Raw genomic sequence first — 16,684 nt, 5'->3', positions numbered from 1 at the left:
GATCCGGCGGACCGGTTGTCGCATCGGCCGGGTGATCAGGTGCAATGCGCTCTGTGGTTTCCGCCAATCCAGCTTCCGCTGGGCCAAGGCCAGCACGGGTCAACACCGGTGACGGTGGCAGCGTTTTCCCGGTTGATTACCACGATGATGATTTCGAACCCGCACGACCTGGTCTCTGTTGACCTCCAGTTGGAGGCCGTACCGCGACAGCTGTTCTAGGACATTAAATCTGGTATCGGTAGCGGCGTCGAGATACGTGACCCCTTCGAGGCGAACAGTGTAGGCGCGCCGAATAGCCATGATCCAAACCGCACAGCCGATACCGGCTCCGGTCGGTAATCCCAGCATGCTTGGAAGCGTCAGGCGGCAGACCAACCAGCGCGTTCAGCGTTTTGTACGGGCATGATTTGCAATCAGCGTCAGGCGTGTGACATAGCTGCCAGCTTCACTTGCCAGAAACAACAGGGCACCGTCCAATTCCTCCTCCGAGCGTCCGCGACGGCGCGCCGAGATCCGTTCCTCGATCCACCGGCCCGCACCGCGCTGGAATCAGCCTGGCCCAAGGGCGTTGACAACGGATGCCATAGCGGCCTCATTGATGGGCCAGCTCGCGAGTCAACGTGATCGTACCGTCCTTGGTACTCGAGTGCCCGCCGGTGGGGAGTCGGGCGGTACCCCGCCACCCACGATCCGGAAAATGTTGACCACCACGCCGCCCTCGCCGCGCATCCGCATGGTGCGCGCGACGGCATCCGAGAGCCGAAAAGAGGCTATGAGGTTCACTGCGATCTGATCCTCGACGTTGGTAACGTCTTCCCGGGGCGGGCTTGGAGGTCGCCACACCCGCGATGTTGATCAGGGCGTCGATGCGGCCGTCAACTGTGCCCGCGAAGACTGATCGCGACCGCGCGATAACCGGCCGAGGCGAAGAGGTCCAGGAAGTGTTCGTCCCAGCACCGTGCGAAATGATAAGTGCCACGGGCAAATAGCAGCGGTGCGGGGTGCGCCGGACGAGCAACGCACTTGTCGATTATTTTGAGCACGCGCGCTCTCCAGGTCGAGATGAACGGCTATGCCAGCGAAGCGGTGTCAATTACAAACCGGTACTTCACATCGCTGGCCAGCACCCTCTCGTAGGCTTCGTTAATGCACTCGGGCTCGATCAATTCGATTTCGGGCGCGATGCCGTGCCCCGCGCAGAAATCCAGCATCTCCTGGGTTTCGGCGATCCCGCCGATTGCCGATGCGGTCAGCCTGCGGCGCATGAGCGCCATCATCGGTACGGTGGGCGGGTGTCGGGGCATGCCGAGTTCGACCATCGTGCCGTCGATTTCTAGCAGCCGCAGATACCGGCCGACGTCGATATCTGCTGATACGGTGTTCAAGATCAAGTCGAATGAGCGGGCAAGCTGCTTGAACGTGTTTGGGTCTGCAGTGGCGTGATAGTGACTCGCGCCCAGCCGCAGCCCATCCTCCATCTTCTTGAGGGACTGACTAAGTACCGTGACATTGGCACCCATCGTCGCGGCGAATTTGACAGCCATGTGGCCGAGACCGCCAAGCCCGATGATCCCAACGCGCTTAGCCGCTCCGGCCTTCCAATGCCTCAGCGGCGAATATGTGGTGATGCCGGCGCACAGCAACGGTGCCGCAGCATCTAGCGGCAATGCGTCAGGTATGCGCAACACGTAGTTCTCGTCGACGACGAGAGCGCCGCTATACCCGCCCTGCGTCAGCTGACCGTCAGTGCCTACGCCGCCGTAGGTTGGAACCATGCCGCGCAAGCAGTACTGCTCCAACCCGGCAACGCAGTTAGCGCAGTCGCGACACGAGTCGATAAAGCAACCCACTCCAACCCTATCGCCGACTGCGTGCTTAGAGACTTCGGAACCGATCGCGCCAACAACGCCGGCAATCTCGTGGCCCGGCACCAGAGGGTAAGTCCGCTGGCCCATCTCGCCACGGACAATGTGAATATCGGAATGGCAGATACCGGCGAATTTGATCACGATCGCGACGTCGCGGGGGCCGATGGGGCGACGCTCGATCGTGGTCATCGCCAACGGTTCGGTCGCAGACGGGGCGGCATAAGCCAAGACAGTGGTCATCATTGTCCTGCCGCTAAATGAGGCCCGGGGTTAATCACCCCATGCTCGGACACGGGACCGCGCGATCGCCAGCGAGGGCCTTGCGACTGAAGCCGAGCCGATCGATGACTCCCGGACAACTTTGTCGGTACCAACCGTGACTCTATGAGCTTACGTGAGAAACCGTCGGCTCCGCTTCGATTATTGAGCAAACCGTGCACAAACATATATATAGTTATACTATAAGCTGAGAACTCTTGTATACGGCTAGTTTCAAACATGCGTCCGTGGTTTGCCAGTACGGAGTTGTGCCCGGCGGGGGGTGGATGCGAGTTCGCCGAGTCGGTCAAGGCATGCCACACACATATAGCAATGTATTGCACCGTGGCTGGGTACGGTTGTGCACTGGTATGAGCGAGCAGGACATGATCGACTTCCACCGCTGAAGGTTCCGACGACGAAACTTCCCAGTGTGCGGAAGACGATCGTGCCACCACGCTACTGAAGCTCGATCGGCCCGGCCGCACAACGCATTAGGGCGCCTAACAGGATCGACGAACGGCTGAGCGTGGATATGATCACGGCCTCGAAGAAACCGGGGCACAGCGGGTATCGTTGTCATTCAAGGCATTTCCCGAGATTTCCGAGAATACGGATCGCGGTTGGATCCAGCGCATTTGCTATCGGTTAACCCACGTCCTGGACCCCTTGATCGCGTTCGAATCGCTATACAGATACGCGCGTAAGTCCCCGCGTTGAGGTCCGTCGTTACACGCTGATCTCGATGCCCCAGTTGAAGTACCCCAGGTTTTGTTCGTGGTTGAGCATAACGATCGGGAAGCCGGGTCCCCGTCTGCTGGGCGACCGTGCGAGGTGTCTCCGATCTAAAGAAGTTGGATGGCTCATTTCCTGACCTACAGGCCCACATCAGCCCACCCCATCGGCGCTACTGGCCGCGCGCGGCGAGGCGGCGGTCACCGTGCACGAACAGACGAACTCCTGGCGACTTGGGCCGCAGACCTGCGCACTGGTGTCGCAGCATCTCTACCCGCAGATGCCGTTCACATCACGCCGCCCCGACGAGGCGGTGATCGCACCGGACGGCACTGTGTTCGCTGAAATCGTCAGTCGCACAACCCAGGCGCGTCACGGTCCGACCGACCCGGCGCTGCTGACCGCGTTGGCCGAGCGGGTGCGCGAACTGACGTGGCATGACTACCGGCGAGGCGGAATCAGTGAACCGCTGACCGCTGCCGACATCGCTGTGGTGGTGCCCCACGTGGCCCAGGCCGGTGCGGTGCGGGCGCTGCTGCCCGACATGCCCGACGTGCTGGTGGGCACCGTCAACGCCCTGCAGGGCTTGGAACGGCCAGCTGTCGTCGCGCTGTACCCGATGGCCGGATACCCACGCCGAATCGTTCGCGCTTGACGCGGGTCGCATGTGCGTGACCCTGAGCCGTCACCGGGCGCCTGACGATCCTCACCGACCCGGCAACCGCGCTGCTGCTCGACGCCGCCGCTGACGACGATCCGCAAGCCGCGCACGCGCGGGCGGTGCTGGCCGCGCTCTGACCGGGCGCGGCCAGGCCGCGAAACCCACCCCACCCCGTGCCTCCACCCTCACTCGGCACGGGTGAGAGTGGAAGGTTGAAAGGAGCTGTCAAAGCCAGGGTTTCGTCGATGGTCCGGATTTGTCGGTGTGGGGCAGTAGAGTCGCACCTGTAGGGCAGGCCATTCGGGTCGGCCCGCGGTTCCCGGAAAGGGGAGTTGTGGTGACTGCTGTCGTTTAGGGTTCGGTCGCCGTGGTGTCGCGGTCGGTGGCGGAGGCTATGGCCGCCGGCGTGCCGGCGGGCGCCAGGTCTATTTCAGGGCTCTGCGATGCTGGTTGGCTCCCCGAGGATTCGCGCGATGCCCGCTTTCTGCTGTGGCGCCTTCGACCGTGATTGCCCACCACACGGTCCGATTCACTGCGCAGTTGGAGCAGGTGCGTGGGCCGATGACGCCCAGTACGCGTATTCGCGGCGGGTAGTCCCACCCCGTGTGATAGGCGGCCTCGGCGGTCAGAATCTCCTCGGTGCCGCAGACCTCGCAAATATGGCGCAACTGCATGGCCTCACGGTAATGACATGGGTGACAGATAGTTTCGGCATTGTCGGGCCTCATTGAATCTGGGGCACTTTGCACGTCTTGACCTGCGATGCCGCAGTTGCAGTGAGAACTGACAGGCGAGCGCTCTTTCGCTTCACCGATACGCTGTGCGCGCGGCGTCGATCTGTCAGCTGGCCATGCCGGCGAAGAACGCGCCCGTAATGAGGCCGATGATCATGGCTACGAGCACCTGCCCGAGCGCGGCGGCCACCAAGGTGGAGCTGACCCCGGCGATGAAGAGCATCAATACCAGGCTCACCCACAGCCGGTGGGTGGTCAACGTTCCCGCGGCTGGAGATGGACCGGCGATTGCCGCACGGTTCTGCCTTCGGATCATTTGTTTGCCTCTATCCATGGGTTTGATCACAACTTACACGGCCGGTGAGCTGAATCACAGCCTCCACCAGATTTTTGCTCAACTACGCCATCGCGGCGGTGAAGTGCAGGATATTGGGTCTTTCGACGACTGGCTCGCGAGTTGCTTGGTTGTCGAATTCTGGTGTTCTCACGGCGCAACCCAGGCCGCCGTGGCCGGCGCGGGCTGTTCCGCGGCCCATGCGTTAGCGGCGGAGTCCGCTCGCCTGAGGTACGTTTCTCACCGTCACAAACCGAGGAACTCCGGTTCCGTTACGGCGGGCGGTGCGGCTACTCGATGCCATGTGGCTTGATCAATGAACCGAATTGGGCAGGGGCATGCAGTGGTGTACCGGCTGATGAAGCGCTTGTGGATCCCAATGCTTCTCCTGGTAGTGACTGCGCTGGGTGCTTATGCCATTCTGCGCATTCATGGGTCCGGAGGACCGCGAGCGCCGAAGTCCGCGGAGGGGTCTGGGATTACCGCGAACTTCAACCCGAAGCACATTACGTACGAGGTCAGCGGCTCCGGGGGCACCGCGAATCTCAACTACCTCGATGAGAACGGTCAGCCCCATCTCGTCGAAAACACGCCGATGCCTTGGTCGTTCACTATCGTGACGACGTTGCCGTCGATGTCGGCCAACATTATGGCTCAGGGTGACCGAAATGTCAGCGGCCTTCGATGCCGGGTGACGGTCGACGGTGACGTGCGCGACGACCGGTCCAGCACCGATTTGGTTAAACCGTTCATCTACTGCTTGGTGAAATCCGTATGAGCATCCAACATTCGAAGCCCCATCGCCCGTTCTTGGGGCGGATGGTCCGGATCTTTTCGCTGCCGATCATCGTGTTCTGGGTGCTCGCCGCGGTCGGGCTGGGTCTCCTGGTCCCGTCTCTCGATGAGGTGGCGGCGAGCCGGTCGGTGCCGATGAGCCCGACCGATTCGCCGGCGTATCAGGCAATGCTGAATATCGGCAAAGTCTTTCAGCAGTACGATTCGGATTCTTCGGCGATGGTCGTGTTCGAGGGCAAGGACAAGCTCGGCGATTCCGCGCATAAGTTCTACGACGAGATCGTCGCCAAGCTGAAGGCCGATCACCAGCATGTGCAGAACGTTCAGGATTTCTGGAGTGATCCGCTCACCGCTGCGGGCTCGCAGAGCGTCGACGGCAAGTCGGCGTACGTGCAAATCTTCCTCAACGGCTCGCAGGGCACTAGTGAAAGCCATGAGTCGGTGGCCGCCGTTCGTCACATCGTCGATTCGGTACCGGCGCCGCCGGGTATCAAGGCCCACGTCGCCGGCAACAGCGTTCTCAACGCCGATACCAGCGTCGCCGGGCACCAAAGCATGGCAACGATGGAGTTGGTATCGGTCGCCGTCATCATCGTGATGCTGCTCGCCATCTACCGCTCGGTCGTGACGATGCTGGTGTCCATGGTCATCATCGGACTGGAACTCTTTGCTGCCCAAGGTGTTACAGCCGGCGCCGGTTACCTGCACATCATCGGTTTGACCCCGTACGCGGTGAGCATGGTGACCATGCTGGCCATCGCCGCCGGAACGGATTACGTCATCTTCCTACTGGGCCGGTACCAAGAGGAAAGATCGAAAGGCTTAGATCGCGAAGACGCGTTCTACGTGGCCTATCACGGTGTCTCGCACGTCATTCTGGGTTCGGGCTTGACGATTGCGGGTGCCACCATGTGCCTGAGCTTCACCACACTGCCGTACTTCAATACCATGGGTCTGCCGTGCGCGATTTCGGTCTTGGTGATCATCGCCGCCGCGCTGACGCTCGCACCGGCAATACTCACGGTGGGGTCCAAATTCGGTCTACTCGACGCCAAACGTGACCTCTCCGCACGGGGTTGGCGCAAGGTCGGCACCGCTGTCGTTCGGTGGCCGATCCCGATCATCTTTGTCACCACCATGGTCGCCGTCATCGGTTTCACCAGCCTGCTGACCTATGTACCGCAATACAACGACCAGAAGTTCACCCCTGCCAACATGCCCGCCAACCTCGCCATGGGCGTCGCGGACCGGCACTTCTCCCAGGCTCGCATGAACCCGGAATTGTTGATGCTGCAGGCCGATCACGACCTGCGCGACCCCGCCGACATGCTCGTCATCGACCGGGTCGCCAAGAACGTGGCACATATGCGGGGCATCGATCGGGTGCAGACCATCACGCGCCCACTGGGTTCGCCGATCGAGCACAGTTCGATTCCATTCATGCTTGGTGCGCAAAACGCCGGCACCCTTCAGTCCGCCAAGTTCAACAACGACAACTCAGCTCAAATGCTCCAACAGGCCGACGAAATGAGCAGGACCGTCGCCAGCATGGAACGCATGTACACCATCACCTCCGAGCTGACGGCGACCACACACAGCATGGTCGGCCGCACTCACGAGATGGTGGACACCACTAAGGAGTTGCGCAACAACATCTCCGATTTCGAGGATTTCTGGCGACCGATCCGTAGCTACTTCTATTGGGAGAAGCACTGCTATGACATTCCGATCTGCTGGTCACTGCGGTCCGTCTTCGACACTCTCGACGGCATCGACGCGATCACCGACGAGCTCCAGGGCCTCACAACCGATTTGGACCGCTTGGATCAGTTGATGCCACAGATGTTGCCGATTCTGAAGTCGACCATCGACTCAATGAAAAAGATGCGCGACTTCATGATCGCGACCCACAGCACCATGGCCGGCACCCAGGCTCAGCAACAGGAACTGGCCAAAGGTGCGACCGAGATCGGGCTGTACTTCGACCAGGCCAAGAACGACGATTTCTTCTACCTGCCACCGGATGTGTTCCAGAACCCTGATTTCAACCGTGGCCTCAAGATGTTCGTCTCGCCTGACGGTAAAGCTGTCCGTTTCATCATCACCCATCAGGGCGACCCCGCCTCCACCGAAGGCATCGCCCACGTCCGCGACCTCAAAGGTGTCGTCGCGGACGCCGTCAAGAACACCCCATTGTCCAATGCGCAGGTTTCGCTTGCCGGCACCGCGTCGATGTACGCCGACATGCAGGACAGCGTCAAGACCGATCTGATGATCGCGGTCATCGCGTCGATGATCCTGATCTTCGCGATCATGTTGGTGATCACCCGCAGTCTGGTGGCAGCACTGGTGATAGTCGGCACCGTGGCCGCATCGCTGGGCACCGCATGCGGGCTGTCCGTGCTGCTGTGGCAAGACATCCTGGGCTTGGGCGTGCAGTGGATTGTGATTCCGCTGTCCATAGTGATCTTGCTGGCAGTGGGCTCGGACTACAATCTGCTCGTGGTTTCGCGCCTCAAAGAGGAGATACATGCGGGACTGAACACCGGCATCATCCGCGGTATGGGAGCAACCGGACGCGTCGTCACCGCGGCAGGGATGGTGTTCGCGTTCACCATGATGTCGATGATCGTCAGCGACCTGCGCGTTATCGGCCAACTGGGTATGACCATCGGCATCGGTCTGATCGTTGATACGCTGATCGTGCGTGCGTTCATGACCCCATCGATCGCCGCGGCACTTGGCCGCTGGTTCTGGTGGCCGATGAACACCTTCAACATCGTGAACAGGACCCGTCCCGGGCAGTATTCCGACGACAGCACCGCACCAATCCCGCGAGTCCCGACCACATGAGGGCCATCCGAGCATCTGGCCGGCCGTCGACACCATCGTCGACGGCCACTCAACCCGGGTCCACCCCCGAATCGGAATCCAAACTGCGCCAACGTACCAACGGGCGCCTGGACCGCTCACGTGATCCCGCGATCCTCAACGCCGCCTTGGAAATTCTCGCCGAACGCGGCTACGACGCCACCAATATGAACGACATCGCCGCACGGGCCGGTGTCGGTAAAGCCGCCATCTATCGCCGCTGGTCATCCAAGACAGCACTGATTACCGACGCGTTGGTCTATTGGCGACCGGATCTGTTGGACGACGACCCGCCTGATACCGGCAGCCTAGCGGGTGATCTGGACGTCATCGTCGAGCGCGCAGCCCGCAACGACGATGGCCTGATCTCCAACGACCTGATCCTGCGCGTCGCGTTGGAAGCTGCTCACGATCCCGATCTGGCTTCTGTACTCGACGATTTGATTCTTTTCAAAGGCCGCCGGGTGGTGTCAGCCATTTTCGCCCAGGCTGCCGAACGCGGCGAGATTTCCGGCGACCGCGATTGGTCACTTGTCGCCGATGTGATCCCGGCGATGGGTCTGCTACGCGCTGCGGGTGGACAGACCGTCGACGCCGAATTCGTGCAGCACGTCATCAATACGCTTGTGATGCCGGCAATCACTTGCTCCGCCGGTGGCACCAGGCCCGACCGCCGGTAACTCGCTACGACTAATCACCGCCGGGTCGGCGTTGAATCTTATCTACTTAGATGCGAACGGCCATCAGCCCCTTGGCTGAAGCTCGTCCGAGCCAACCTCTCTGAGGTTGGGTTCAACGTTCCACACCGCAATGCGCCGCTGGCCAGCCGGCCTGCACATGACCGACCTCGTACAACGCCATCATCGCCACCGCGCAGCGAGGCTGCATGCGCAGCACCGTCGTCGAGTATGTCGAGAACGAAGGCATCGCCTGGCAGAACTGCGGGCACCACATCTGGCGCTACAAACTGCGACCGGTCAGCGCTTCGAAGGCCGACGGCAACCCTCGTGCGGGTGTGAAGTACCCCAGGTTTTGTTCCTCGGTTGCGAGGGCCGGGGTTGGCTGGCTCGCTGGTTGTGAGGTGCCGGTGAGGGCGGCCTCGTACTCGGACGGTGAAACGTAGCCGAGGGCTTCATGTAGGCGTTCCTGGTTGTACCAGGCGACCCATTGGGCGGTCGAGAGTTCCACGTCGTCGATGCAGCGCCAGGGCCTGCCGCGGTTGATCAAGTCGGTCTTGTAGGCGGCGTTGACCGCTTCGGCGAGGGCGTTGATGCTCCTATATCCGTCAAGCGGCTGGTTTTTCGGCTTGTGGAGTGGTCCGCAGTGGACGCATGAGGGCCCATATCTCACGGGCAAGGAAGCATTTTAGGCACCGGATGATTTCGGCCTTGGACTTGCCTTCGGCGGTGCGTCTCGCCACGTAGGCCTGGGTGGGTTGATGGTGTTGCATTCGCACGATGACGGTGCGGTAGAGCGCCGCGTTAGCTTGGCGGTGCCCACCCCAGTTGAGCCGGTGGCGAACGGTTTTGCCATGGACGCTGGGATCGGGCACACGCCGCACAGCTTGGCCCAGGCGGCTTCAGTACGGATCCGGTCGGGGTTGTCGCCGGCGACGATGAGCATCTCAGCGGCGGTGCCGAATGCTGCGGTCAACTGTGGCGCGATCGCGTTGACCAATTGGGCGAGTAGTTTCTCGTGTTAGGTGATCTCCTCGTTGAGATGCTGCCAGCGGCGGGCGATCGAGCGCAGGGTGTGCTTGGTTGCGGCTTCAACTGTGCTGATGTCAGCTGGCCTCAGGCCGGCGCAGCGGCGGATTAGGGCCATCTTGGACAAGGGCTGCAGTTGTTCACGCAGCTCGTCTGGGGCGTTGACGATGACCGTCTTCAGCGAGATCATCGCTGCCGTACGGGCTTTGACCGCAATATCTTGGCGATTTTGATCTGTCGGAGTTACCTCCACGACACCGATATCACTGCGACGCACGGCTGCTGTTAGACCTGCGCCGTAGGAGCCGGTGCCCTCGATCGCGAAGGTCAGGATGTGGCCCAGGTGGCTGCGCTCGGCATAGCCGGCACGGTCCGGCTTTGAACCTTCCGGTATCAAGCACCGCGCCGAAGTCGTCGAGCGCAGCCACCTGGGCCGTGCCGGTAACCTACCTCCCGCGGGAGATGGATCAGCATCGCGAAACGAGTCTTGCGTTCGACCAGGGTGCCGATCGCCGAACGCTCCAAACCGATCAGCAGATCACCCTTCCAATGCCCTGGAACCGCTCTGTCCTCGGCCTCGGCGGGTCGCTGGCTGATCAGCGTCTCAGCGGTGACATGCGCCCAGGTCTTTCGCCGTGACCGCTCCCGCGGCGCTCGCAGTGCACGTCCGGTGCGTAAACACCAGACCAATTCCCGTTTGAGCGCGCCACGGCCCTGGACGTAGAGCGATTGGTAGATCGCCTCGTGGCTGATGCGCATGGAATCGTCCTCAGGAAAGTCGACTTTGAGCCGGCGGGCGATCTGCTCTGGGCTCCACGCTAGCGACCACGGCCGGTCCTTGCGGTGCGGCTTATTACGCCCGGTGAACTTCGGCAGTGGCGGCCCAGCGATCAAAGTCCCATCGGGTCGGCTGATCTGCCCGGACAATCGTTGCTCGACATAGGCGCGCAGTCGCGGGTTGGCGACCAATTTCGCCGTCTTCGGCCGACGCGCGGCCATGTCGGCCTTCCATTGTGCAACCGAGGCCCGGTAACCGCTACTGCCGTAGCGAACAGCGGCGTTGCGACGCAGCTCGCGCGACACCGTTCCCGGATCACGCCCGATCACTCTGGCGATCTCGCGCACACCGCTGCCTTGGGTCCTCAGCGGCGCGATCTCCTCACGCTCCGGGAACGACAGGTAACGCCCAGAGGGCTTGAACGTCAGGTCAAATGGCGGCATGCCGCCAGCGTTGTGGAACCAGCGCGCACCAACCGGCTGCGACACCCCGCCAGCCAACGCGGCCTCCTCAGGCAGCAGCCCTCTGGCGATCTGCTCCCAAAACCCCACCTCGACATGACGCTGGAACTTCGGATGACCCGGCGACCTGCGCTTGGGCCTGATCGCCCGATCTGCTGCCTGCTGACGACGAACCATCCAACACCTCCACGATCACGAGGTGTTGCGACCATCGATTGAATCCGCCCTGCGATCCGCGGTCGGAATGATGAGTCAACTCAAATAGTGTTGAGTCCGACTGCCACACAGCATGATTGAATGCCTGCAAGGGCAGGTCTTCGGTGCGCATGGTCGCCGAGACGGCCCAGCCGACGATTTTCTTGGTGCAGGCGTCGGTGACGAACGCCGTGTAGCAAAGCCCGTGCCAGGTCCGCACGAAGGTGATGTCCGCGACCCACAGCCTGTTGGGTGAGGGGGCCTTGAACTGGCGGTTGAGCAGGTCGGCGGGGCGGCTGGCCGCCGGGTCGGTGATCGTGGTGAACACCGGCTTTCAGCGCTGCACCCCGCGCAACCCGGCCTTGCGCATCAACCTGCGGGTTTGTTCTCTGCCGAGGTGCCAGCCGCGCCGGGTCATCGCCGCATGCATCTTCTTGGCCCCGTAGACCGAGTAGTTCTCGCGGTGCACCGTGGCCAGCTCGGCGATCAGCTGTTCATCACGGATCTCGCGATCGGAGGGCGGGCGCGTCCGGGCGGCTCGGTAGCCTCGAGAGGTCAAAAATCCCGGGATTGCTGCCCGCAGCACCGCGCAGATGAGCTCGACCCCGAACTGATCGCGATAGGCATCGATATAGGCGAGCAATTCGTTGCGGGGCGGTCGAGCTCCGCTGCGAAAAACGCAGACGCAGTCTTCAAAATCTCGTTGGCCCTGCGTAAGTCGGCGACCTCACGCTTGAGCCTGCGGATCTCGGCGTGCTCGGAGCTGGTCGTGCCGGGACGTTCGCCGGCATCGACCTGGGCCTTGCGCCGCCATCGACGCACCGACTCTTGCGCGACGCCGATTTTGCTAGCCACCGACTTGATGGCTTCGAACTCAGAAATATCCGAGGTTTCCATCGTGGTGTCCACCAACCGCTCCGCACGCTGGCGAAACTCCGGCGAATACTGTCGAGGTATAGCGTCCAATCCTCCTATTAAGGATCGGAACAAAACCTGGGGCACTTCACAGTTGGTTCCGTTCGTCGGTGTGCTATTGACACTGAAGTTCATCCGCGTAGGCGATCCGCAGCAAAGGCGCCCAGAGCGCGTTGGACGCGGAACCATGAAAGACGTTTACGCACTGCCGGCATGCGGGTTTGGGCATGCGTCAGTGGTCCGTATTCGTGAGAGAGCACTTAACGAGAGCGGGCAGACCAGCCTGAGTTGACGATTCGTCGCGTGCAGGTGGTGTGCAACAGCTGCCCCGTCAAATCTCCCACTGCACGACCTCTGAGCACGGCCGCGAGGTCGGGCGCGAGGTCTATCCATGGCCGAACTCGGACGCCGCCCGCTTTCATCGCGGGATCGCCTGCTGCGTAGCAGCATCTGGGATCGCTCTACCGCTTGCCACACTGCTTTCCGACCACTCAGGACCTGACGTATCGGTCCTCACGGGTACCGTGCTGGTCGTTGCGCTGCTTGGACTCGCGCGCCACCGGTCCAACGCGTCGAACCACGTGGTCGCTGACCGAGTTGCGCGAGTACGAACGCGGCGTTTTTTCAGGATGGGTGCGCCCTCTCTACGGGCTTGGGCAGCCGTTCCTATCCCGCTCCTGGACAAGATGGTTCGGGTTGACCAACGACTGGTGACGCTGACCAGCTCCGCAGGAGGTGATCACCCACGATAATGTGCTGGCCCGCGTCGACGCGGTCGTGCGGGTGTGTGTGGTGTCCTCGTAGTCGGGACGCTGTCATTGGCCACGAGCGTGGGACGGGCCTACAGTAATCCGAGCTGTTTGAGGCTGTCGAGGTAGTTAGCAATGATTGCCGGTGACACGTGCGGAATGTCGTTGTCCGGTCCGATCTTTTGTGCTTGAACTGCAGCCTGGAAGCGATTAGCCGATACGAGCGGCCCTTGTTGGGGGACTTGAGGGTGATAGTAGTTGTGGATCAACGGCAAGACGGAGTTGCGCCGCTGGTTGTCGGGAAGGGCGCGGAGTGCGCCCTCGAAGCGCTGCAGCCAGTTGCTATAAGACTGGATGCGGTTGATCGCAACGCCGGCATCGATGAGCCAATCGACGTAGGTATCCAGCCCCACCCCGTCCCGATGCGGGTTGGCGACGTGATAGGTGCTGAACTCGCCGGTGCCAAGGTTGCTGAGACTGCAGATTGCTTCGGCGATGAAATCGACGGGCAAACCGTCGAAGTGGGCATGGCGCCGCTTGCCGGCATCGTCGAGCTCGTAGAAAGAGTAGGGCGCGATCCCAGTTGCCACCACACTCAAAATCAAGCGCGTAAACAAGTCTGGCACATTCAATTGTCCAGTATGCATGGCATCGGCCATGATCATGCCGCTGCGAAAGACGCTGACCGGCAATCCGCACTTCTCGTTGGCGTTGCGCAGCAACACTTCTCCGGCCCACTTACTCGTTACGTAGCCATTAGCGTAGGTGTCATCGATCATGCGACGGGGAACGGCCACACGGATGTCGTTGTCCTCATTGAATTCTGCCGGAGACAGTCCGACTCCTATCCCAGCAGTCGAAACATAGACATAGGGCTTAATCCTGCTGCTTAACGCTAAACGGATCAGTTCGGCAGTGCCCACCACATTGGGGCCGAACATCTGATCGTACGGCAGGACATGATTGACCAGTGCTGCGGGATCCACAATTAGGTCAACGGATTCGGCCAGCTGGTGCCAAGTCGCGTCATCGACACCCAGCCTCGGTTCGCCCTTGTCTGCGGCGATGACTTCCAGGTGGCGGTTCGCCAGTTCGTGGTACCGACGACGCACTGAGGGGCTGCCGATGTTGTAAACACTGTCTAGTCGCGCCCTGGCGCCGTCGTCGTCTTTCGCTCGGACCAAGCAAGTCAGCTTGCCTTCGACCGAGGACAGGCGGTGTAGCCACTCGAGTGCCAAGAACCGTCCCAGGAACCCGGTAGCTCCGGTCAGTAGCACATTGCGCACTTCGCCGCCCGGTGCCGGCAGCGACGCAGCTGTTGCCAATTCCCCTTCGCTAATGAATTTCTCGAGGTCGAGGTCGCCGGCGGACACTTCGACGGGATGGTGACCGTGCACAGCGGCGAAGCTCGGACGGTCGGCACCGCCCCTCTGAGACTTACCGATGAAGTCAGCGAGGTGTTGTAAATCACTTGCGGGACTGACGATCACGCTTACAGGCACGTCCATGTCATAAATCTCCTGCAGGAGATTTGCGAGCGTCAATGCCGACAGTGAATCTCCGCCGAGGTCGGTGAAGTGAGTATCAGGAGCCAGATCGGCATGCGTCAAACCGAGAACCGCGGCGACTGCGCGGCCGATCGTCAATGGCACCGGGCCGTCAGCGCCGTGCTGACGTAGCGTGCGAAGCTGCTCGGCTTGGCCCTCCGCATGCGCTATATAGAGCTGCTCGAGGTCCGCCCCGTAGTGTTGTTGCAATTTGGGGCGAGCCAGCTTGCCGATTCCCGTGAGCAAACCATTGTCCAGGGTAAATGGGTTGTAGTCGATGATGAAATCCCGTGGTATTTCATACGATTGCAATCCGGCAACGCGCCCAGCCTTCTGCAGTGCCTCACTGATCACTAACCTCACTATCGCTGTGTCGCCGCCAGCGACGGTGACCACCTCTTGGCCGGGCACGACCACGGCCAAGAGGTAAGCCCGCGCACTATTGCCATAGACGTAGATTTGGTGAATCTGCGGGCTTGCGCCAAAAATCGCCTCGAGTTTGGAGATAGTGACAAACTCACCTTGCGCGAGTTTGACGACGTTGTTGCGCCGGTCGAGGTATGCGACCTCATCGGGGCCCGTTTCGGCAACGATGTCGCCGGTGCGATAAAAGCCGTCGGAGTCAAACACCGCCGCCGTGACCTCGGGCCGCCTGTAGTAGCCGCCGAATATACTTTCGGATTTGACCAGCAATTCACCTCGAGGATGAGGTCGATCGGTCCGGTAGTAGCCGAGCTCGGGAACATCGACCAATTTGTAATCGATTACCGGCGGCCGTTGGACGCGGCCACCGATGGTGATCCCTCCCAATACCTCGGTCGATCCGTATCCTTCAATTACAGGCATCTCCAGCAGGGTCTCGGCGAATTCCTTCAGCTCTGCGGATAGAGGTGCGGAGCCGCACGACGCGACCAAAAACCGGCCCCCGAGCAGTCGTTGCCGGTGCTCGTCGAGCAGCTGTGTCTTCAACGCGTCAGTGTCGAGTGAGCCTGAGGTCCGCCGATGGAGTTCAGCTTGGAAGTGCTGGGCCAGCATCTCCCAGATGCGCGGCACAAACGCGAACCGGGTGGGACGCGTGATCGCGAGATCGTCGAGGAATGTTGAAAGGTCGCTGCGCGCAGTGAAATACGCTGTACCACCGGCAGCCAATGTACCGTAGAGGTTTATTCTGCCTGCCAAGTGACTCATCGGAAAGAAATTCAGGGTGATCACGGGTACCTGTGCGCGATCTCCTTGCGCGCCTCGCTTCGAGGGCCGCCAAAGGTCTGCGACAAGACGCTCGGGGAACATCGCCCCTTTTGGCGCTCCGGTGCTGCCAGAGGTATAGACCAGCAGGCTCAACTGATCAGGCTTGCCTTCGCACGGCACATCTTTGGCGGGCAGGACATTGCCACGCTCGATGAGATCGACGAGTGGTTCGATGGCTGCGGGACTGCCTGCTCGGCGCAACATCAAAATGGCTTCGTCATAAGAATCCCGATGGTCATCAACGATGGGGTGATAGTTAATGATGACGATCCGACGCGCGTCGTGCCCTGCAGCGGCCAACTCAGCAGCCGCTGCTAGGTTCTGGACGTCGCAGACGATCACCGACGGGTTAGTCTCGGCGACGATCGGGCGAAGCAGGTCGACCGGCGCTCCACTTTGCAACGGTACAGCGACTACGCCCAGCACAGCCAGTGCCAGGTCCACCGTCGTGTAGTCAACGCTCGTGAAGCCCAGCACGCAGACGCAGGCGTCTGGCATCTTTACATCGTCGCTAAGACCGCTGGCGACTGCGTTAACCCGTCGCCACAACTCGCCATACGAAACGGTTTCGAAATCATTCCCCAACTGCGCAACGCGTCGTCCGGTCGCGGGGTCGACGGCAATGCTAAATGTCCTCTGCCCCAATGCGGGTCGCTCTGCGTAACCGCTCATCACCGTCTCGATGATTGCGGCCAAGCCCAGGCCCGGCTTATCGATGGCAGCGGTGACCGTATCGATCGGTCTCGCCGCGGCAAACTGGGAATCGGTTTCGAGAAGATGGGCAATGCGCTGCTCCATGTGCGACTTGACGCTTCCAGCAGTCATGAGA

At 61.2% G+C, this 16,684-nt stretch carries 11 protein-coding genes, 3 pseudogenes and 1 other annotated feature; of the genes and pseudogenes, 5 read left to right on the top strand and 9 right to left on the bottom strand.

Going from position 1 to position 16,684, the window contains the following annotated elements; genetic code table 11:
* Nucleotides 1–1,070: 1,070 nt before the first annotated feature.
* On the bottom strand, nt 1,071–2,108 hold the full coding sequence (locus tag ACYQ8K_RS10765) for an NAD(P)-dependent alcohol dehydrogenase (protein ID WP_459968688.1): 1,038 nt from the start codon (nt 2,106–2,108) through the stop codon (nt 1,071–1,073).
* Nucleotides 2,109–3,003: 895 nt separating this feature from the next.
* Here ACYQ8K_RS10765 and ACYQ8K_RS10760 point away from each other — a divergent pair.
* A pseudogene (locus ACYQ8K_RS10760) lies at nt 3,004–3,659 on the top strand (AAA domain-containing protein); the annotation flags it as partial.
* 703 nt (nt 3,660–4,362) lie between these two features.
* On the opposite strand, the gene ACYQ8K_RS10755 reads toward ACYQ8K_RS10760, so the two are convergent.
* Nucleotides 4,363–4,494 (bottom strand): hypothetical protein, encoded by a 132-nt coding sequence (locus tag ACYQ8K_RS10755; RefSeq protein ID WP_459968686.1) that lies wholly within the window; start codon nt 4,492–4,494, stop codon nt 4,363–4,365.
* Between the two features lie 442 nt (nt 4,495–4,936).
* On the opposite strand from ACYQ8K_RS10755, the gene ACYQ8K_RS10750 reads away from it, so the two are divergent.
* Genes ACYQ8K_RS10750 through ACYQ8K_RS10740 form a run of 3 tightly spaced genes read left to right on the top strand, consistent with a single transcriptional unit; the run spans nt 4,937 to nt 8,936 of the window.
* Nucleotides 4,937–5,368, top strand: coding sequence for an MmpS family transport accessory protein (locus ACYQ8K_RS10750; RefSeq protein ID WP_459968716.1), 432 nt, complete (start codon nt 4,937–4,939; stop codon nt 5,366–5,368).
* The gene (locus ACYQ8K_RS10745; RefSeq protein ID WP_459968684.1) at nt 5,365–8,238 is read left to right on the top strand and encodes an MMPL/RND family transporter; all 2,874 of its coding nucleotides are present in this window, start codon (nt 5,365–5,367) and stop codon (nt 8,236–8,238) included. Before ACYQ8K_RS10750 ends, ACYQ8K_RS10745 begins: the two co-directional genes overlap by 4 nt.
* Nucleotides 8,235–8,936: a TetR/AcrR family transcriptional regulator gene (locus ACYQ8K_RS10740; RefSeq protein WP_459968682.1), complete on the top strand. Its 702-nt coding sequence runs from the start codon at nt 8,235–8,237 to the stop codon at nt 8,934–8,936. The genes ACYQ8K_RS10745 and ACYQ8K_RS10740 overlap by 4 nt, the downstream gene beginning before the upstream one ends.
* Nucleotides 8,937–9,216: 280 nt before the next feature.
* Here the strand turns inward: ACYQ8K_RS10740 and ACYQ8K_RS10735 are convergent, their stop codons facing one another.
* The 6 genes and pseudogenes from ACYQ8K_RS10735 to ACYQ8K_RS10710 all read right to left on the bottom strand — a co-directional run bounded on the left by ACYQ8K_RS10735 (nt 9,217) and on the right by ACYQ8K_RS10710 (nt 12,446).
* Nucleotides 9,217–9,606, bottom strand: coding sequence for an integrase core domain-containing protein (locus ACYQ8K_RS10735; protein ID WP_459968714.1), 390 nt, complete (start codon nt 9,604–9,606; stop codon nt 9,217–9,219).
* 348 nt (nt 9,607–9,954) lie between these two features.
* A complete protein-coding gene (locus ACYQ8K_RS10730; RefSeq protein WP_459968680.1) occupies nt 9,955–10,359 on the bottom strand; it encodes a hypothetical protein in 405 nt (134 codons plus the stop codon).
* Nucleotides 10,360–10,403: 44 nt separating this feature from the next.
* A pseudogene (locus ACYQ8K_RS10725) lies at nt 10,404–11,345 on the bottom strand (IS30 family transposase); the annotation flags it as partial.
* Entirely contained in the window at nt 11,251–11,724 is a 474-nt protein-coding gene (locus ACYQ8K_RS10720; protein ID WP_459968678.1) for a DDE-type integrase/transposase/recombinase, read from the bottom strand. The gene ACYQ8K_RS10720 and the pseudogene ACYQ8K_RS10725, both read right to left, overlap by 95 nt.
* A 6-nt stretch (nt 11,725–11,730) precedes the next feature.
* A complete protein-coding gene (locus tag ACYQ8K_RS10715; protein ID WP_459968676.1) occupies nt 11,731–11,955 on the bottom strand; it encodes an IS3 family transposase in 225 nt (74 codons plus the stop codon).
* Nucleotides 11,952–12,446, bottom strand: a complete 495-nt coding sequence (locus ACYQ8K_RS10710; RefSeq protein ID WP_459968674.1) for a transposase — start codon at nt 12,444–12,446, stop codon at nt 11,952–11,954. The genes ACYQ8K_RS10715 and ACYQ8K_RS10710 overlap by 4 nt, the downstream gene beginning before the upstream one ends.
* Nucleotides 11,962–12,078 (bottom strand) — a sequence feature (AL1L pseudoknot). Its footprint overlaps the gene before it by 117 nt.
* A 162-nt stretch (nt 12,447–12,608) precedes the next feature.
* On the opposite strand from ACYQ8K_RS10710, the pseudogene ACYQ8K_RS10705 reads away from it, so the two are divergent.
* Nucleotides 12,609–12,946, top strand: a pseudogene (locus tag ACYQ8K_RS10705) (hypothetical protein); the annotation flags it as partial.
* Between the two features lie 206 nt (nt 12,947–13,152).
* Here ACYQ8K_RS10705 and car read toward each other — a convergent pair.
* A complete protein-coding gene (gene car / locus ACYQ8K_RS10700; protein ID WP_459968672.1) occupies nt 13,153–16,680 on the bottom strand; it encodes a carboxylic acid reductase in 3,528 nt (1,175 codons plus the stop codon).
* Nucleotides 16,681–16,684: the final 4 nt, after the last annotated feature.

The sequence above is a fragment of the Mycobacterium sp. MUNTM1 genome (genome assembly GCF_054660795.1).
This window is presented reverse-complemented; position numbering and strand designations above follow the sequence as displayed.

Bases quoted from the DNA above. Each gene is read 5' to 3' on its own strand.
- ACYQ8K_RS10765 (WP_459968688.1), bottom strand. From the start codon at position 2,108: ATGACCACTGTCTTGGCTTATGCCGCCCCGTCTGCGACCGAACCGTTG.
- ACYQ8K_RS10745 (WP_459968684.1), top strand. From the start codon at position 5,365: ATGAGCATCCAACATTCGAAGCCCCATCGCCCGTTCTTGGGGCGGATG.
- ACYQ8K_RS10740 (WP_459968682.1), top strand. From the start codon at position 8,235: ATGAGGGCCATCCGAGCATCTGGCCGGCCGTCGACACCATCGTCGACG.
- ACYQ8K_RS10710 (WP_459968674.1), bottom strand. From the start codon at position 12,446: ATGAACTTCAGTGTCAATAGCACACCGACGAACGGAACCAACTGTGAA.
- car (WP_459968672.1), bottom strand. From the start codon at position 16,680: ATGACTGCTGGAAGCGTCAAGTCGCACATGGAGCAGCGCATTGCCCAT.